This is a genomic window from Maribrevibacterium harenarium (assembly GCF_006385675.1).
Classification (GTDB): domain Bacteria; phylum Pseudomonadota; class Gammaproteobacteria; order Pseudomonadales; family Marinomonadaceae; genus Marinomonas; species Marinomonas harenarium.
Genome location: NZ_VFRR01000002.1, coordinates 1 through 17,348 on the forward strand (window position 1 = coordinate 1; position 17,348 = coordinate 17,348).

Here is a 17,348-nt window from a genome sequence, read left to right on the forward strand (position 1 = left end):
CACTTGGGACGAGCTCATCAATGGAGACAAACTCTAGAGTCGATTGGGTTTGGGGGCGTTCTTTAAGCATAAGGCTATTATAAAAAGTCCCCGCACGAAGGCGAGGACTTTATCAGCAGTCTGACCTGCCGCAGCAGGTCTTTCAAGGAAGTCAGCAAATCGCCTTATTAGGCTTTGCTTCGAATGTTTTCAATTTCATCGGTAGCCACATGGCGTACATCCACACCTTTCACCATATAGATCAGGTGTTGGCAGATATGGCGTGCATGATCACCGATACGCTCTAGGGAACGCAGAATCCAGATCACGTTCAAAACGCGGGAAATTGAACGTGGGTCTTCCATCATGTAAGTCGCTAGTGAACGTAATGCGGTCTTGTATTCAAGATCCACATTACGGTCTGCTTTAGCCACACGAATCGCCTGGTCGATATCGAGACGAGCGTAAGCATCTAGCGCTTCACTTACCATACGGCTGACCATTTGACCGATGCGGTTAATTTCCACGTAACCCCGTGGCGACTCGCCTTCGCTGATCAGATTTAGCGCATGGTCAGCGATTTTTTTGGACTCATCACCCATACGTTCCAAGTCGGATACCGCTTTGGAGATGGACACGATCATGCGCAAGTCTGTCGCCGCAGGCTGACGTTTCGCCAGAATACGGGTACATTCTTCATCGATCAGACCATCAAGCTGGTTCACGGTACGATCTTTCGCTTTCACCTCTTCTGCTAGCTCGCTGTCGCTTTCTAACAGAGCTTGGATAGAATCCGCTACTTGGTTTTCTACCACACCACCCATGGTGAGGAAGTGCTGACGCAAGGTCTCTAATTCAGCATTAAATTGCTGCGAAATATGATCCGTTGTTAATTCTCGCATATTGGCAAATCCTCAGGTTAACCGTAACGACCAGTGATGTAGTCTTCTGTTTGTTGTTTAGTTGGGTTAGTGAACAAGGTATTGGTATCACCAAATTCCACCATGTTACCCATGTACATAAAGGCAGTATAGTCAGAAACACGGGCTGCCTGTTGCATGTTGTGGGTTACGATAGCGATGGTAAATTCTTCTTTTAGCTCGTGGATTAGCTCTTCGATCTTCAAAGTTGAAATTGGGTCCAAAGCAGATGCTGGCTCGTCTAGCAATAGCACTTCTGGTTTGACCGCCACGGTACGGGCGATAACCAAACGCTGCTGCTGACCACCAGACATGCCCAGCGCACTTTCGTGTAGGCGATCTTTTACTTCGTCCCACAGTGCCGCTGAACGTAGCGCCCATTCGACGGTTTCGTCGATCACGCGCTTTTTGTTAATGCCCTGAATACGCAGGCCGTAAGCCACGTTTTCGTAGATACTTTTCGGGAATGGGTTTGGCTTCTGGAATACCATGCCCACACGACGACGTAGCTCAGCTACGTCAGTGCCCTTTTCGTAGATATTCTGGTCATGTAGCGTGATTTCACCGGTAATACGGCAGCTATCTACCAAGTCATTCATACGGTTAAAGCAGCGCAATAAGGTCGATTTACCACAACCAGATGGCCCGATAAAAGCAGTTACCTTTTTCTCTGGAATGACCATGTCGATGCCTTTTAATGCTTCTTTGTCACCGTAGTAAAGGTGAAGGTCATTCACGGCAAGACAGACTTTTTCGTCTTCAATGCGCAGCGCCTGTTGGCTACGTTGCATTGCTGAGATATCAATTGAATGTGTTTTTGCTTCGCTCATAATCGTCTCTTCCCCGCCGTCTTACATTTCCAGCGATTTGTATTTTTCACGTAGGTGGTTACGGATGGTCACTGCCGCCAAGTTAAGCAAAGCAATAACAATCACCAATAGAAGGGCGGTGGCGTAAACCAATGGACGCGCCGCTTCTACGTTCGGGCTCTGGAAGCCCACGTCGTAAATGTGGAAGCCCAAGTGCATGAACTTCTGATCCAAGTGTAGGAATGGGTAGTTGCCATCAAGTGGTAGTGATGGTGCCAACTTCACCACACCCACCAACATCAGTGGTGCTACCTCACCTGCAGCACGGGCAACGGCTAGGATGACCCCCGTCATGATAGCTGGGCTGGCCATTGGCAAGACTACACGCCATAGGGTTTCCGCTTTGGTTGCACCCAGTGCCAAGGAACCCTCACGTACGTTACGTGGGATACGCGCAAGACCTTCCTCTGTTGCCACAATTACTACTGGTACCGTCAGCAACGCCAGCGTAATCGACGCCCACATCAAACCACCCGTACCAAAAGTTGGCGATGGTAAAGCTTCTGGGAAGAAGGCTTGGTCAATGCCAGAACCAAGGAAGTAAACGAAGAAACCTAGACCAAACACACCGTATACGATGGATGGTACACCGGCTAAGTTGTTTACAGCGATACGGATAATACGTGTAAACCAACCTTGAGACGCATATTCACGCAAGTAAACCGCTGCAACCACACCAAACGGAGTCACTAGAATGGTCATCAACAAGACCATCATGATGGTACCGAAGATCGCTGGGAATACACCGCCCTCGGTATTGGCTTCACGGGGTTCAGCAGTCAGGAACTCAACGACTTTGGAACCGTAGTGACCGAGTTTAGCAAACACACCCATGGAGTTAGGACGGTAAGCACGAACAATTTTAGCAACCTGCATTTCATGTACTGAACCATCCATTGCTTCCACCACAAAGGTGTCACGGTTGATTTCTTTGTACAGTTCAATCAGGCGCTGCTGCAACTGCTTGTACTCTGCGTCGTACTGAGCACGTTCCGCATTCAAGTCAGCCAGATGGGCAGGCGTCAGTTCATTACGCAACTCATAACCACGCTGCTTCAAGCGAATACGCTCTAGGGCATAGTTAATAGAACCGATCTCATGCTTTTCGATTTCATAAATATCATCATGAATCGCTAAGGCACGATCGATACGCTGCTGGAAGGCTTCCCAAGTTGCTAAAGCAGAAGCTGTCGGCTCTTTGTCCGATGTTTCCGCCACGACTTTGCCATCTTCTTTGACCGCTAGTAGGTAGCCGTATAGGTTACCCCACTCATAACGCTCAGCCGCAAACAGCATTTCTGGACGGCGCAGATCAGTAAGATACTCGTCGATCACCCAGCGGAAATCGGAACCGTATACATCTCGGTTACCGGTTTTCATTAGGGTGCGGGACATCATATCGTGATGATCTTCTACCTGAATGCCAGCTTCACGTAACTGTGCAGCAGACACCTCTGCGGTTTCAACACGTTCAGCGACAAGGTTGTAAGCCGGAGTACCTGGCATTTCGTAGCGGGCTTCAACGATGTCCGCTGGCCAGAAGTGCCCCAAACCACGCACGGCAATCAATAGCAATAAACCGATAACCATGATGACACAAATCGCCACCGCACCGGCATTTAACCATACCCAGGGATCACCAGATTTCATCCACTCTGATACGGTTTGTTTCTTTAATTTCAGCTCTTTACTCATTATAACGACCCGTATTTCTTACGTAGATGCTGACGCACGGACTCTGCGATGGTGTTTACCACGAAGGTAAAGATAAACAGCACGAACGCAGCCAAGAACAAGATACGGTAGTGGGAACTTCCCACCTCAGACTCTGGCACTTCCACCGCTAGGTTTGCCGCCAAAGTACGCATCCCTTCAAAGATATTGAAGTCCATAATCGGCGTATTACCGGTAGCCATCAGTACGATCATGGTTTCACCCACCGCACGTCCCATACCGATCATTACGGCAGAGAAAATACCTGGGCTCGCAGTTGGTAGGACTACACGAACCATGGTTTGCCAGTAAGTGGCACCCAGTGCCAATGAACCTTGGGTTAGGGCTTTTGGTACTGAGAAGATCGCATCTTCCGTAATCGAGAAGATGGTCGGAATCACCGCAAAGCCCATGGCAAAACCGACCACCAAAGCGTTACGTTGGTCGAAGGTGATACCTAGATCATTGGTAATAAAGCCACGGATATTGCCATCAAAGAAGTTCAGCTCGATCACTGGACTCATCGCCACGCAGAACCAACCCAATACTACTACTACTGGGATCAGTAACATGGGCTGCCAACCTTCTGGCACTAACCAACGAATATTTTGCGGCATCCGCGACCAGATAAAGGCAAACAGTAGAATACCGATAGGCAATACAACCAAGATACTAAAGGCAGCCGCTAGGTTTTCTTCTAGGAATGGGGCAAAGAACAGACCCGCCAAGAAACCTAGGATTACGGTTGGCAATGCTTCCATTAGCTCGATAACAGGCTTAACTTTGCGACGCAGACCTGGCGCCATAAAGTACGCGGTATAGATAGCACCACAAATCGCCAATGGCACCGCCATCAACATAGCGTAAAACGCTGCCTTGATCGTACCGAAAGCCAATGGCATCAAGCTGTATTTTGGCTCAAAGTCGTTATTCGCTGCCGATGACTGCCAAGTGTAAGTTGGCTCTTGGTAGCCTTCATACCAAACCTCGCCCCATAGGGAAGTCCAAGATACTTCAGGGTGCTCGTTGTCGACATCAAAGAAGTGAATGCCTTTGCTGTCTTCTAGCAGTAGGCCATTAGCCCGTGGCGAGAAACCAATCATACGCGCACTACCATCACTCACCACTTCATCAATTACTTGACGTGAAGACGTTGAGTTGTAGATCGCAACACTGCCTTTTTCATCCAAGGTCGCAAAGCCTTTACGACGGTGCTCCATAGCGACGCCAGTAATGCCGTTTGGCTGTTTTACATCGCGGATGAAGGTCAGAATTTCTTCATTGGTGGCATCATCACGTACGTTAAACCATTGGCTAACACGACCTGAGGTATCCGCTACCATCAACGAAGACTGACCAAGTAGGTAACTGATAGAAACCAATTTGGCATCATCTGCAAGCAGATCAAGCTCAGCTTTTAACGTGATGTCATCCATATCACGTACATCGAACTCAGAAAGATCGCCCGTACTGGTTACCATGTACAAATAACGCTGGTCTCCAGAAAGCAGGAGCGCCTGAGTGTCGGCCACAAATGGCAAAGACTGACGTTCTTCGGTCAGTTCGACTTCCTCAGTAATAAAGTTCACATCCTTGGTAAAGCGAATGACATCCGCTTGCTGATCCCCCATGATCGCCAACGTCATACGATCAGAGCTGTCACGCATGGTGATGTTACGAATCGGGTAATCCGCCACTTGCACCCCTTCTTCACCATAGGGGAATTCGATGCTTGGAGTAATGAGTCGTTCACCGTTGGGGTAGGTGATTTTGTAGACATGTTTCGCGACTAGGATACGACCATCTTCATAACCAAATGCGATCTCATGGCTAGTGTCAGACTCTACCGCGAACGCGGTTGGGACACTGCTATGGGGATTAACAACGCGATTCATCACATCGCCATTGGCTAAATCGAAGAAAATCATGTCGCCGTTTTCGGCCACCCGGAAGCCGACTTCGGCCTGCTCTTCCGAGGTTAAGTACAGGCTCTTACCTGCTTCACCTGCGGGTAAAGCAAAACTGCGAGCCTTGTCTATCGTCGCCCCTTGAAACAAGGGTGCCACTTCATACAGTAAGTAGAAACAAATCAACAGCACTGCCAAAATGACACTACTGCCCCCTACCGCGATCCCCATGGTGGCACCGCGATCTTTTAAGCCACGAATACGACGATGACGCTTCAATGCTGGCGTATCAAAGTCCAGTTCAGGCACTCTTAGATCGGTTTTTGTACTCATCCAATTTTCATCTTTTATGACATTTTTGTGACAGATTGCAACATAAGAAAAGCAGGAGAAACCTTCGCCTCTCCTGCTATTGCGCTATTGCTGCACCTTCATCATCCCTGATTGGGACGTTGCTTAGTTGATACCTAGGTCAGATAGGTATTTGTTGGCAACTTTAGCTGGTAGTGGCACGTAACCGTCTTTCACTACAACTTCTTGACCCATTTTAGAAAGAACCATTTTCACAAACTCACGCTCTAGTGGAGCAAGTGGTTTGTTTGGCGCTTTGTTTACGTAAACGTAAAGGAAGCGAGATAGTGGGTATTTACCAGTTGCAGCGTTCTCGATAGTGGCATCAACTAGCTCGCCGCCTTCTTTCTTCGCGATTGGTAGAGCGCGTACAGAAGAAGTTTTGTAACCGATACCAGAGTAACCAATACCGTTAAGAGAAGTAGAAACTGACTGTACAACAGAAGCAGAACCAGGCTGTTCGTTTACAGAGTTCTTGAAGTCACCTTTGTAAAGCGCGTGCTCTTTGAAGTAACCGTAAGTACCAGATACTGAGTTACGACCAAACAATTGAATGTCACGGTTCGCCCAGTCACCAGTTAGGCCAGCTGCACCCCATTTAGTGATGTCTTCGCTGTGACCACCCTTACGAGTAGAAGAGAAGATCGCATCCACTTCAGGAAGAGATAGACCTTTGATTGGGTTATCTTTGTGTACAAATACAGCTAGAGCGTCGATCGCAACTGGGATAGCAGTTGGCTTGTAGCCGTATTTTTTCTCGAATGCGGCAACTTCTTTGTCTTTCATTGTACGAGACATAGGACCGAAGTTAGAAGTACCTTCTGTTAGCGCTGGTGGCGCAGTAGAAGAACCAGCTGCTTGGATCTGGATGTTCACGTTAGGGTAAAGACGTTTGAAATCTTCTGCCCAAAGCGTCATTAGGTTCGCTAGAGTGTCAGAACCAACGCTAGAAATGTTACCAGATACACCGCTTGCTTTAGCGTATGCTGGAAGTTTTGGATCAACATCTGCCATAGCGTTGAATGAAACGCCCGCTAGGGTGGATACCGCTAGTGTTGCAACTAATTTTTTCATTACTTCAACCTCAGTGGTTAACGTGAATTTATCTTTGGGCAATTGCCCATAAGCTCGTTCGATGGTGTTCACTGTAATGATCGTTTGTGACATTAATGTTAAAAAAATAAATCTTTGATTATTTTTTAGCTGTCCCCAGATTAGAGCTATATTGATGCCCAAGATGGCAACCAGTTAACTTGACCTCCGAGATACCGACTTATGAAAGCGATGCAAATACCACACTACGGCCCAGCCAGTGACCTAACCCTTGTCGATGTACCCATTCCAACTGTTGGCGATGATCAAGTACTGATTCAAATCGGTGCCGCAGGTGTTAACCCAGTCGATACCTATGTGCGCTCCGGCACCAACAACTACACGGCTACCTTTCCCCATACCCCAGGCAATGATGGTGCTGGCACTATTGTTAAAGTTGGCGCTAATGTCTCCTCTCTCAGTATCGGGCAGCGGGTCTACTTTAGTCGCAATCTCACCGGCTCCAGTGCCGAATTTGCGCTTGCGCTACCTGACTTCGTGTTCCCACTCCCCGACAACATTAGCTTTACTGATGGTGCTTGTTTGGGCATTCCTTACACCACAGCACACCGGGCCCTGTTTGGCCGTGCCCATGCCCAAACAGGGGACAAGGTGTTGATACATGGCGCCACCGGAGCAGTGGGACTGGCGACCGTGCAATTAGCCCTCGCAGCGGGGCTGGAAGTGGTCGCTTCTGCTGGCACCCAAGAAGGGGCAGAGTTATTAGAAGGGCAAGGAGTGGCTCAAGTAATCATGCATAACCAAGCAGACCATTTAGCGCCTTTCCAGAGCTTGGACACAGGATTCGATGTGATTATCGAAATGCTGGCCAATATCAACTTGGATCAGGATCTCAAAGCGCTGAAAAAAGGTGGGCGTGTGGCCGTCGTGGGCAATCGCGGTACCATTGAAATCAATCCACGGGAATTAATGGCTAGAGATGCTGCCATTGTCGGAGTGGCACTGGCGAATACCTCTCCAGCACAGCTGAAAGAGATTGCGCAAGATTTGTATTACCAACTCGCAGCTGGCGCTCTGAACCCAGTTATCCGTAAGACCTATGCCCTTACAGAGTTGCCCAATGCCCATGAAGATATTCTTAAACCCGGTGCACTCGGTAACTTGGTCATCGACCTAGAGGTCTAATGGTGTATCCGCCTACCAAGATGCGCCCCTACTAAAGTACCGGAAAGGTCGCTATACTTTGTCTAGATATCACGCACCAAAATAGGCAACGGCAGTGACCTTTTCCAAATCCGACGTATTCAGTTTGCCCGATGTAGCAGACACCCATGATCATGACTACCATCAGTTGGTGGTCGTGCTGGATGGCAATACGGATTTTGACTTGGAAAGCAAAGGCGGCCAGCAGATGCAGTCCGGATCGGGATGCATCGTACCCTCTGCGGAAGGTCATCAGTTTGTGGGGTTAGGGGAAAACCGCATCATGGTGGTCAATTTGCCGGTACCGCCCCCAAAAGCCATCACGGATGAAGAGTACGAAATCGTTTCCCGTCTGTTCGATAAAGCCGCCTATTTTCAGTTAAACCCTCGTCTACAGGTGTTAGCCACCGCCTTGTCCGGGGAGCTACAGCAGTACCCCGATGACCCAATCTTGGCTCGCGCCTGCGGTAACACTTTGTTGAGCGCCATTCGTCATCAAATCAACAATAAGGATGTACGGATACGGGGAAATCAACTCGATATTGATAAATTGGACCAGTACATCGAACTGAACTTGTCTCGCAAGGTTCATATCAGCCAATTGGCGAATTTTTGTTTTTTAAGCGTCAGCCAATTCCATGAGCGCTTTAAAGAACGCACTGGCATGACCCCCCACCAGTACTTGATGCGTAAGCGTATCGAGCGCGCCCAAAGCCTGTTGCGCGAGGGCCACCCGCCGGTACAGGTAGCGGAGATGTGCGGCTTTTCTAGTCAAAGCGCCATGACCAATGTGTTTTCTCAATTACTTGGCATCACACCACTTAAATACCAGAAGCAATTTCGCCCTTAAACCTACTCATAACTCACTCGTTCTCTACCTACTAAATCAGCGCTTTTCCGTCGTATAAGCGCACGTTAGCAGCCTATTCGCGGCTAATCGGATTTTCTTATAAAAAAAACCGATGATTTAGTAAGACAGTTTCTCCTGCCTGTCACTAAAGTGTGATGATGCTGGCGAGCTATTTACAAGGTAAAAAACTGCACGTTTTTTACACACCCAATAGTTCGCAAAAACAACACAAACGGTCTAACTGTTTAATAACGGTCACATAAGCACAGTGCTTTTGTTTGTCGCGGGAGAATCCAATTATGTTTAACGCGCTAGAGGTGTTACAACCCAATTTCATTGAGCGTCCACTAAACGATCTGTGGCGCAACATCTCGCCACTTTACAGTGTCGACGAAAGCCAATGGTTACAACAACTGTTGCCACTGGCGGAGCCTACCCAGGGACAACTCAACGCCAGCACCAATGCGGCGACTAAGCTTATCGAACAGGTGCGTAAAGACGATGCCTCCATGTCCATGATTGATGCTCTGTTGCTAGAGTACAGCTTGGATACCAAAGAAGGCATTCTGCTCATGTGTTTGGCAGAAGCCCTAATGCGCGTTCCAGATAAAGAAACCGCTGATGCCTTTATTAAAGATCGCCTAAGCGTGGCGGACTGGGCTTCCCATGCCAAAAACTCCGAGTCCTTCTTCGTCAATGCGTCTACTTGGGGTCTCATGCTGACTGGTAAAGTAGTCACCATGAGCGAAAAGCAAGACGGTAGTCCAGCCAACTTGATTAACCGTATGGTGAATCGTGTTTCTGAGCCAGTCATCCGCCAAGCCATGAACCAAGCCATGAAGATCATGGGGCACCAGTTTGTACTAGGCCGTTCTATCAAAGAAGCCTTAGAGCGCGGCAAAAGCTACCGTGATAAAGGTTACACCTATTCCTTCGATATGTTGGGGGAAGCAGCGCTGACTTCTGCGGATGCGCAAAAATACTTAGACTCTTACTCCCAAGCTATTGATTCTGTTGGTAAAGATACCTACAGCAAAGGCCACCGCCCAACTATCTCCATCAAACTTTCGGCGTTACACCCTCGCTATGAAGTGGGCAACGAAGAACGTGTCATGACCGAGCTGTTTGCCAGTGTCAAAGGCCTAATCAAACAAGCACGGGCACTGAACGTGGGTATCACCATCGACGCAGAAGAAGCCGACCGCTTGGAACTTTCCCTAAAACTATTTGAAAAACTTTATCGTGATGAAGGCACACAGGGCTGGGGGCTGTTTGGCCTAGTGGTGCAAGCCTACTCCAAACGCTGTCTACCGGTATTGGCATGGCTTGCTGCCCTCGCGAAAGAGCAAGGAGATCGCATCCCACTACGTTTAGTAAAAGGCGCATACTGGGACTCTGAGATCAAGCTTTGCCAACAACGTGGCCTCAACGGCTACCCAGTTTATACCCGTAAAGAAGCCACTGACGTCTCTTACTTGGCCTGTGCGAAATTCCTTTTGAGCGCACACACTCGCGCCCATATCTTCCCACAGTTTGCTAGCCACAATGCTCACACTATCGCGACCATCGCCACTATGGCGGAAGAGCTTGGTGCCAGAACCGATGAATTTGAATTCCAACGTCTTCACGGTATGGGGGATGCCCTTTACAACCGTCTAATCAAAGATAAAGACGTGTGTGTACGTATTTACGCACCGGTCGGTAGCCATAAAGATTTGCTTCCTTACTTGGTTCGCCGCTTGCTAGAAAATGGTGCCAACAGCTCTTTCGTACACCGTCTGGTAGATGCCCGCTGCCCAATTTCCGAATTGGTGGGTCACCCAGTCATGACACTGAAAGGCCGTAAAACACTACACAACCCGAACATTAATTTGCCAAAAGATATGTTCAGCGACCGTCGCAACTCCTACGGCCCGAACATTGAAATCGAAAGCCAATGGTTCCCTTTCAAAGAGCAAGTGAATGCCTTTATGGGTCCTGACGTACAGTGGCACGCTCACCCAATCGTAGGCGGACAAAATTTAACGAGCGATACGATTCGTGAAGTGACAAGTCCCTACGACCGCTCGCAAAAAGTGGGTGAAGTTCAGTGGGGCAATAAAGATATCGTCGACAATGCCATTGAAATGGCCCATGGAGCTTATCCACGCTGGTCACAAACACCTGCCGATGAGCGTGCTGCCTGTTTAGAGCGCTTCGCTGATCTCATGGAACAACACTACGCCGAGTTGGTAGCCATCTGTCACCGGGAAGCGGGTAAAACTATCCAAGACAGTATCGACGAAGTTCGTGAAGCGGTCGATTTCTGTAACTACTACGCGCTACAAGCTCGGAAAAACTTTGGGGCACCGAAAACCTTTACCAATTACCTAGGTCAAGAGCAGCAAGCTCGCATGGTAGGTCGTGGGGTGTTCGCTTGTATCAGCCCTTGGAACTTCCCCCTAGCGATTTTCGCTGGTCAAGTGGTAGCGGCTCTAGCGGCAGGCAATGCGGTAGTATGTAAAGCGGCAGAACAGACTTCTATTATTGCCTTCCGTGCTGTGCAACTGATGCATGAAGCCGGCATCCCAGGGGATGTTCTCCACTTCCTACCGGGTAATGGTTCTACCATCGGTTCGCCAATGACCCAACATCCGCTCATCGCTGGTTTGGCCTTCACGGGTTCCACTGGTACCGCCCAGTTGATTAACCGTACCTTAGCTAGCCGTGGCGTTGGCCCCGTACCTGTTATCGCGGAAACAGGTGGTCAAAACGCTATGATCATTGACTCCACTTCTCTGCCAGAGCAAGTAGTACGGGATGCGGTACGTTCCGCCTTCGCCTCTGCGGGTCAACGCTGTTCCGCCCTACGGGTCATGTTTGTACAAGAAGACATCGCTGATCGGGTGATTCCAATGATCGCTGGCGCTATGAAAGAGCAAACCGTCGGCTTGCCTTACCTACATGAAACCGATGTCGGCCCAGTAATTGATACCAAAGCACAGAAAGTCTTGTTGGATCACATTGAGGAAATGAAATCCGCTGGCCGCCTGATCGCACAAACCAAACTGCCGGAATGGGCCGATAAAGGTACCTTTGTCGCACCAATCGCGTTTGAGATTAGCGGCATTGATCAGCTGAAAGACGAGAAATTCGGCCCGATCATGCACGTGATTCGCTATAAAGCGAAAGATCTCGACAAGATTATCGACACCATTAACCAGTCTGGCTTCGGCTTAACAATGGGTGTACACAGCCGTAATGAGAGCACTTGTGCGCACATTGCTCGCCGCGCCCGTGTCGGTAACCTATACATTAACCGTGACCAAGTAGGTGCTGTGGTTGGGGTACAACCGTTCGGCGGTCAAGGTTTATCTGGTACTGGTCCAAAAGCCGGTGGCCCCCACTACTTACCTCGTTTTGCTAAAGAACAACTACTTTAAGCGGCCGTATTAGGAGACAAGAACATGACAATCGTAAAACCGGTACAAATCCAAGTCGCTAACAAAGTATTCGAAGCATGGGACAAGTTGGGGGTGAAAGGTCGTGCCCAACTATTGGCTCAGGCAGCTGAGAAATTGCAAGGCGCACAAGCGGGTATGGCGAAGTGGCAGCTGCAAAACGCTGTTGCCGAGATCGGTGACAAATTGGTGCTACAAGGCCCAACTGGCGAAAGCAACGAGCTGAGCACTCACGGGCGCGGCGCTTTCTTATGCACTAGCGCTCTTGATGGCAATAATGCCGCGGTAGGTTTAGTGGGCGCCGTATTTGCCGCTCTAGTGGCGGGAAACCCAGTGATCACGGTTGGTCCTACTGGCCAAGCGATTATGGATCTCATCGCGAACCATGTACCCAACGGGGTGATACAAAACGTGGCTGAGTCAGTACAGGACAGTATCATTGATGATATCGAACTAGCTGGCGTCGCGATTCTTTGTGAACCTGAGCAGGCCAATGAATTGACCCAACGTTTGGCACAAAAAGCCGGATTGCTATGTCAATTGGTAAACGAAACCGATGTGGAGAACCTAGGGACGATTGCTGCTCCCCATTTCATTCTGCGCTTTGTGACCGAACAAACCATCACCACTAACACCACCGCGATCGGTGGTAACGCGACACTATTGGAATTAGGTAGCTCCGCGGAGTAAAACCTTAGGCGGCAGCCCTGTCTGCCGCTCTACCATTTTAGGTAGACCCCCTGTTCCTTCGTACTCAGCCTGCGCTCCCGCTAGCTGAGTTTTGCGCCCTCTTTGTCTCTAACAAGAGGGCTTTTTTTGCGTTAAGCACTAGGGTATTGATATTGCCACGCTAAACGTTGGCCTTGCTCTGCCGACTGCAGTGCTAACTGCATACCATAGACCAACATAGCTGCTTGCTCATGGGGGACTGGCAAAGGTTGCTGAGTAAGAATGGCATTGGTGAAGGCTTGATAAAACTCTTTGTAAGAACTGTCCGGCAATTCTGCTACTTGAGCTAAAATCTGGGCGCCATTAGCGCCATCCAGTTCATAGCAAACACTACGCTGTCTCCCTCCCGCCGTTGGAAACTCGGCTTGCCAAGGCATAACACCTTGGCGTAAGCAATCCTCTTGGGGATCAAGACCAAAGCAGTGCCAGCTTCCACCTTCAAAACGAGCATTAAAGCGACGCATCTCTCCGGCTTCAAATGGGGTAGAGCCTAATTTAATCCGCGTGTCTGGATAACCCAATTCCAGCTCGAACCAATCGTGGGTTTGTCCTCCTTGCCGCAAAATATCGATACTCGCTTGCAACCATTGCGGAGGGCCAAGCAAAGCCAGCGCCTGATCGAGTAAGTGTGGACCTAGATCCCAAAAAATCCCCGTGCCTTCTCCCGGTAATTCACGCCAACGCTGTTGGGCTTGGGGGCGGAAGCGGTCAAAGCGACTGTCTAGGTGTTTTAATTGCCCTAACTGCTGCGACTGCACTAAGGCTTTGAGGTAGACAAAATCGGCATCAAAGCGGCGATTTTGATACACACAGAACTGTACGCCCTGCTGCTTAGCGAGGGCACATAACTGCTCAATTTGCGTCACTTCGGTTACCGACGGTTTTTCCAACAAAACATGCTTACCAGCAAGTAACGCCTGCTGCGCCTGGGAAAAATGTAGGTGGTTTGGTGTGGTAATCACCAACAAATCCAGATCACCACGGCTGAGTAACTGATCAAACTGAACAACAACTTCAGTGCCCGGATACAACTGCTCTACTTTGTCACATTGAGAAGAACACACAGCAGCCAATGTCATTTCCGGCTGATACTGGATAAAAGGGGCGTGGAACACTTGAGCTGACAGGCCGAACCCCACCAACCCGACACGAATCTCAGTCATGATAAATCCCGTTAATAAATAGAGAATCAGTCGCTAAATAGACTGATATAGGTAATAAATACAGCAATTAGAGCGGCATCTCAAAGAGAATTGGTTTAGTCTGTGTTAGCGATGGGTATAGAGTAATTTTTGTTTACTTACTTTTTGTAACATTGATGCGATATTTGTTTACACTAACAAACAGGTTACCTAACTCATTTAGTTTATATTTCCACAATTCAACTGATCCAAGGTTGGCAAGGACTTACTATGCCGCTTCCAAAATTTCTCTCAGGTATCCGCAGTAAACTCATCAGCATCTTTGTGTTGATCAAAGTTTTACCACTCGTGCTATTAGCATGGTTTGCTTGGAGCACCGCTCAACAACTCGGCAACAGTGTCTCTGAGCAGGGCACTAAAATGGCTAGTAACAGTTTAAATACCGTGGAAGAACTCGGCGCCATTGTAGTGGAAGATGCTATCGCTGCCTTGGATGAAAAATCTCGGGAAGCCATTGAAGCGCAAACCACCTCGATCGCCATTAACCTCGCGAACTTTCTTTACGAGCGTGATGCCGATGCGCGCTACGCCGCAAACCTGCCGCGAACAGAGCAGGCCTATCGAGATTTTATCGAGCATATGCAACGCCCTATGTATCGGCACGGGGACTGGGAACTGTCTGCCGATGGCAGTCGCTGGCAACCTAAAACAGAAGTGGCTTTAGAGGCCAAAGTTACCCGAGAAATTTTGGCTGACAATAACAAAGCCTTCCATGCTCGTGCGCCAGAGTATTTAGGCGAAAAAACCATGCAACCCTTGTTTGTAGAGATGACGTTTGTTGACCTAAATGGTCAAGAACTGGTGAAAGTCACGCAACAAGGTATTACTTCACCTGAGCTCAAAAACATTGCCAATAAGCGCAACACCTTTTTAGGCGCAGAGAACTACTTTAACGACCTGCAAGCATTAGAAGCTGGGGACATATATGTATCCGAAGTCATCGGCGCTTATGTGCCAACCCACATTATTGGTGCCTACTTGCCCCAACGCCTAGAAAAAGTAGGTAAAGAATTTCTACCTCAAGAATCCGCCTATGCTGGCACCGAAAACCCTGTCGGTAAACACTTCCAAGGCATTGTGCGTTGGGCAACGCCAGTAATCGAAAACGGTCGTAAAGTTGGCTATGTGACCTTGGCATTAAACCATGATCATATTCGCCAGTTCTCTGATCGAGCTAGCCCTAATGAGTCACGCTATACCCCCATATCAGACCCCATCGAGGGGAATTATGCCTTCATTTGGGATAATAAAAGTCGCGCTATTTCCCATCCACGGGATTACATGATCGTCGGCTACGATCCACAAACTGGTCAACCAGATACTCCTTGGATGGATGCGCAACTATACGATGAGTGGCAAGCTAGTGGTTTGCCATCCCATGAATTTTTAGCCACCGTCGAGCCGTTCCGCAATCAAAGCTTGCAGCTGAAACCAGCCCTAGCACAAGCCAAATCAGGGCACGTGGGGTTAGATTGTCGCTACTTAAACTTCTCTCCTCAGTGTCATGGCTGGAATGCAGTGACCGAGCACGGTGGCTCCGGCTCCTTTGTGATTTTCTTCTCTGGGTTATGGAAACTGACCACAGCAGCGGCAATTCCCTATTACACCGGTCAATACGGCAACTCTAAACAAGGGTTTGGTTTTGTCACCATCGGTGCCAATATCGATGATTTCCATAAAGCCGCTACCGAAAGCGCAGAGAAACTGAATGCTCTGATACAAGAGAAAAACGTTGTCTTCACCCAACAAAGAGACACCCTCATAGATGGTATTAAAGTGAGCTTAGAAAACGCAGCTTACGGGCTGTGGGGCTCTACCATCGTGATGGTGATCATAGTTATCTTTATCGCATTCTGGATGGCGAATGTCCTTACTGGGCGCATCACACCTATGGTAGAAGCGATACGGGCCTTCCAGAAGGGTGAGCGTCAGCGCCGTATTCCGGTAATCTCTAATGATGAAATCGCCGAGCTAAGTCATTCCTTTAATAAAATGGCGGACTCTGTAGAGTTTTCATTCCAACGTCTTGAAGAAGCCAAAGAGCAAGCTGAACAGGCTAGCCGTGCTAAATCCATGTTCTTAGCCACCGTTTCCCATGAATTACGCACTCCGTTAAATGGTATCCTTGGCTTCTCCGAATTGCTGAAAGATGAATTGTCGGATAAAGCGGAAGGTGAATATGCCCGTATCATTCACTCCAGCGGTGAACACTTACTACTACTGGTTAATGAAATCTTAGATTTAGCGAAAATCGAAGCAGGGGCAATGACCTACCAATATCAAGATTGGGAAACCCAACCCTTGCTTAAAGAAATGGTGCTCATCCACAAAGCCAGCGCCGAGCAAAATGGTATCGCTTTAGATATAAAATTTGATGACAGCGCACCTACGGCGATTCGCACCGATAAAAAGCGCTTAGCACAGTTGATGAACAACTTACTTAGTAATGCGCTTAAGTTTACCGATAAAGGTTCGGTTGCCGTTCAAGTCTCCGGCAACGAGGGCAATATTGTGATTGCCGTGAAAGACACCGGTATCGGTATCGACCCACAGCATCACCAAGCGATCTTTGAGAAATTTAAACAGGTGGAAAATTTCCTAACCCGAGAAAAAGCCGGTACTGGCCTAGGGCTTTCATTAGTCAAAGAACTGGTTGAAAATATGGGTGGTCATATCCAAGTCACATCGGCACTTGGCGAAGGGTCTACCTTTACTTTATATCTCCCCATTGAGGAACAACAGCATGACTGAACGTACTGCCCTGGTGGTCGATGACCAATCCATCAATCGCCTCTTGGCCTGTACCCTATTACAGCGCCTAGGCTGGCAAGTACAAGAAGCAGATAGCGGTGAAAAGGCATTGGAGCTGGCCGATAAAAATCGCTATCAACTGATCCTAATGGATATCAGTATGCCCGGTATGTCAGGGGAAGAAGCCTGCGAAAAACTACGTCAGCGGCCGGACATTCAGGCCAAGATTGTGGCTTATACTGCCCATGCTCAGTCTGAAGACTACGATAAGTTTCTCTCGCTAGGATTTGATGACGTGCTGATCAAACCGTTAAGTCGTCAGCGTTTAGAAGAAGTGGCGAGCAGCTGTTGATATTACCGCAGTAAGTGGGCGGCGACCGA

The 17,348-nt window shown here is 48.7% G+C and carries 12 protein-coding genes; 6 read left to right on the forward strand and 6 right to left on the reverse strand.

The features are described from left to right. Positions 1-167: 167 nt before the first annotated feature. The 5 genes from phoU to FJM67_RS01275 all read right to left on the reverse strand — a co-directional run bounded on the left by phoU (position 168) and on the right by FJM67_RS01275 (position 6,813). The gene (gene phoU / locus FJM67_RS01255) at positions 168-881 is read right to left on the reverse strand and encodes a phosphate signaling complex protein PhoU (RefSeq protein WP_140586872.1); all 714 of its coding nucleotides are present in this window, start codon (positions 879-881) and stop codon (positions 168-170) included. A 17-nt stretch (positions 882-898) separates the two neighbouring features. Next, positions 899-1,729, reverse strand: a complete 831-nt coding sequence (gene pstB / locus FJM67_RS01260) for a phosphate ABC transporter ATP-binding protein PstB (RefSeq protein ID WP_140586873.1) — start codon at positions 1,727-1,729, stop codon at positions 899-901. A gap of 21 nt (positions 1,730-1,750) precedes the next feature. Beyond that, complete coding sequence (gene pstA, locus FJM67_RS01265) at positions 1,751-3,463, reverse strand: phosphate ABC transporter permease PstA (RefSeq protein WP_181161397.1); 1,713 nt, start codon at positions 3,461-3,463, stop codon at positions 1,751-1,753. After that, positions 3,463-5,721, reverse strand: a complete 2,259-nt coding sequence (locus FJM67_RS01270; RefSeq protein ID WP_140586874.1) for an ABC transporter permease subunit — start codon at positions 5,719-5,721, stop codon at positions 3,463-3,465. Before FJM67_RS01270 ends, pstA begins: the two co-directional genes overlap by 1 nt. A gap of 123 nt (positions 5,722-5,844) precedes the next feature. Further along, entirely contained in the window at positions 5,845-6,813 is a 969-nt protein-coding gene (locus tag FJM67_RS01275) for a PstS family phosphate ABC transporter substrate-binding protein (RefSeq protein ID WP_140586875.1), read from the reverse strand. Positions 6,814-7,014: 201 nt separating this feature from the next. Here FJM67_RS01275 and FJM67_RS01280 point away from each other — a divergent pair, with 201 nt between their 5' ends. The 4 genes from FJM67_RS01280 (at position 7,015) to FJM67_RS01295 (ending at position 12,975) form a co-directional block, all read left to right on the forward strand. After that, the gene (locus FJM67_RS01280; protein WP_140586876.1) at positions 7,015-7,977 is read left to right on the forward strand and encodes an NADPH:quinone reductase; all 963 of its coding nucleotides are present in this window, start codon (positions 7,015-7,017) and stop codon (positions 7,975-7,977) included. A 94-nt stretch (positions 7,978-8,071) separates the two neighbouring features. After that, on the forward strand, positions 8,072-8,845 hold the full coding sequence (locus FJM67_RS01285; RefSeq protein ID WP_140586877.1) for a helix-turn-helix domain-containing protein: 774 nt from the start codon (positions 8,072-8,074) through the stop codon (positions 8,843-8,845). Between the two features lie 299 nt (positions 8,846-9,144). Continuing rightward, positions 9,145-12,267 carry a bifunctional proline dehydrogenase/L-glutamate gamma-semialdehyde dehydrogenase PutA gene (gene putA, locus FJM67_RS01290; protein WP_140586878.1) on the forward strand — a complete coding sequence of 1,041 codons (3,123 nt, stop codon included), beginning with the start codon at positions 9,145-9,147 and terminating at the stop codon, positions 12,265-12,267. Between the two features lie 24 nt (positions 12,268-12,291). Continuing rightward, positions 12,292-12,975: a 1-pyrroline-5-carboxylate dehydrogenase gene (locus FJM67_RS01295; protein ID WP_140586879.1), complete on the forward strand. Its 684-nt coding sequence runs from the start codon at positions 12,292-12,294 to the stop codon at positions 12,973-12,975. 131 nt (positions 12,976-13,106) lie between these two features. On the opposite strand, the gene FJM67_RS01300 is transcribed toward FJM67_RS01295, so the two are convergent. After that, the gene (locus FJM67_RS01300) at positions 13,107-14,177 is read right to left on the reverse strand and encodes a Gfo/Idh/MocA family oxidoreductase (RefSeq protein WP_140586880.1); all 1,071 of its coding nucleotides are present in this window, start codon (positions 14,175-14,177) and stop codon (positions 13,107-13,109) included. Positions 14,178-14,426: 249 nt separating this feature from the next. On the opposite strand from FJM67_RS01300, the gene FJM67_RS01305 reads away from it, so the two are divergent. Together FJM67_RS01305 and FJM67_RS01310 are read left to right on the forward strand one after the other, a co-directional pair. Next, on the forward strand, positions 14,427-16,967 hold the full coding sequence (locus FJM67_RS01305; protein ID WP_140586881.1) for a sensor histidine kinase: 2,541 nt from the start codon (positions 14,427-14,429) through the stop codon (positions 16,965-16,967). Then, the gene (locus FJM67_RS01310; protein WP_140586882.1) at positions 16,960-17,319 is read left to right on the forward strand and encodes a response regulator; all 360 of its coding nucleotides are present in this window, start codon (positions 16,960-16,962) and stop codon (positions 17,317-17,319) included. Before FJM67_RS01305 ends, FJM67_RS01310 begins: the two co-directional genes overlap by 8 nt. The last annotated feature ends 29 nt before the right edge of the window (positions 17,320-17,348 follow it).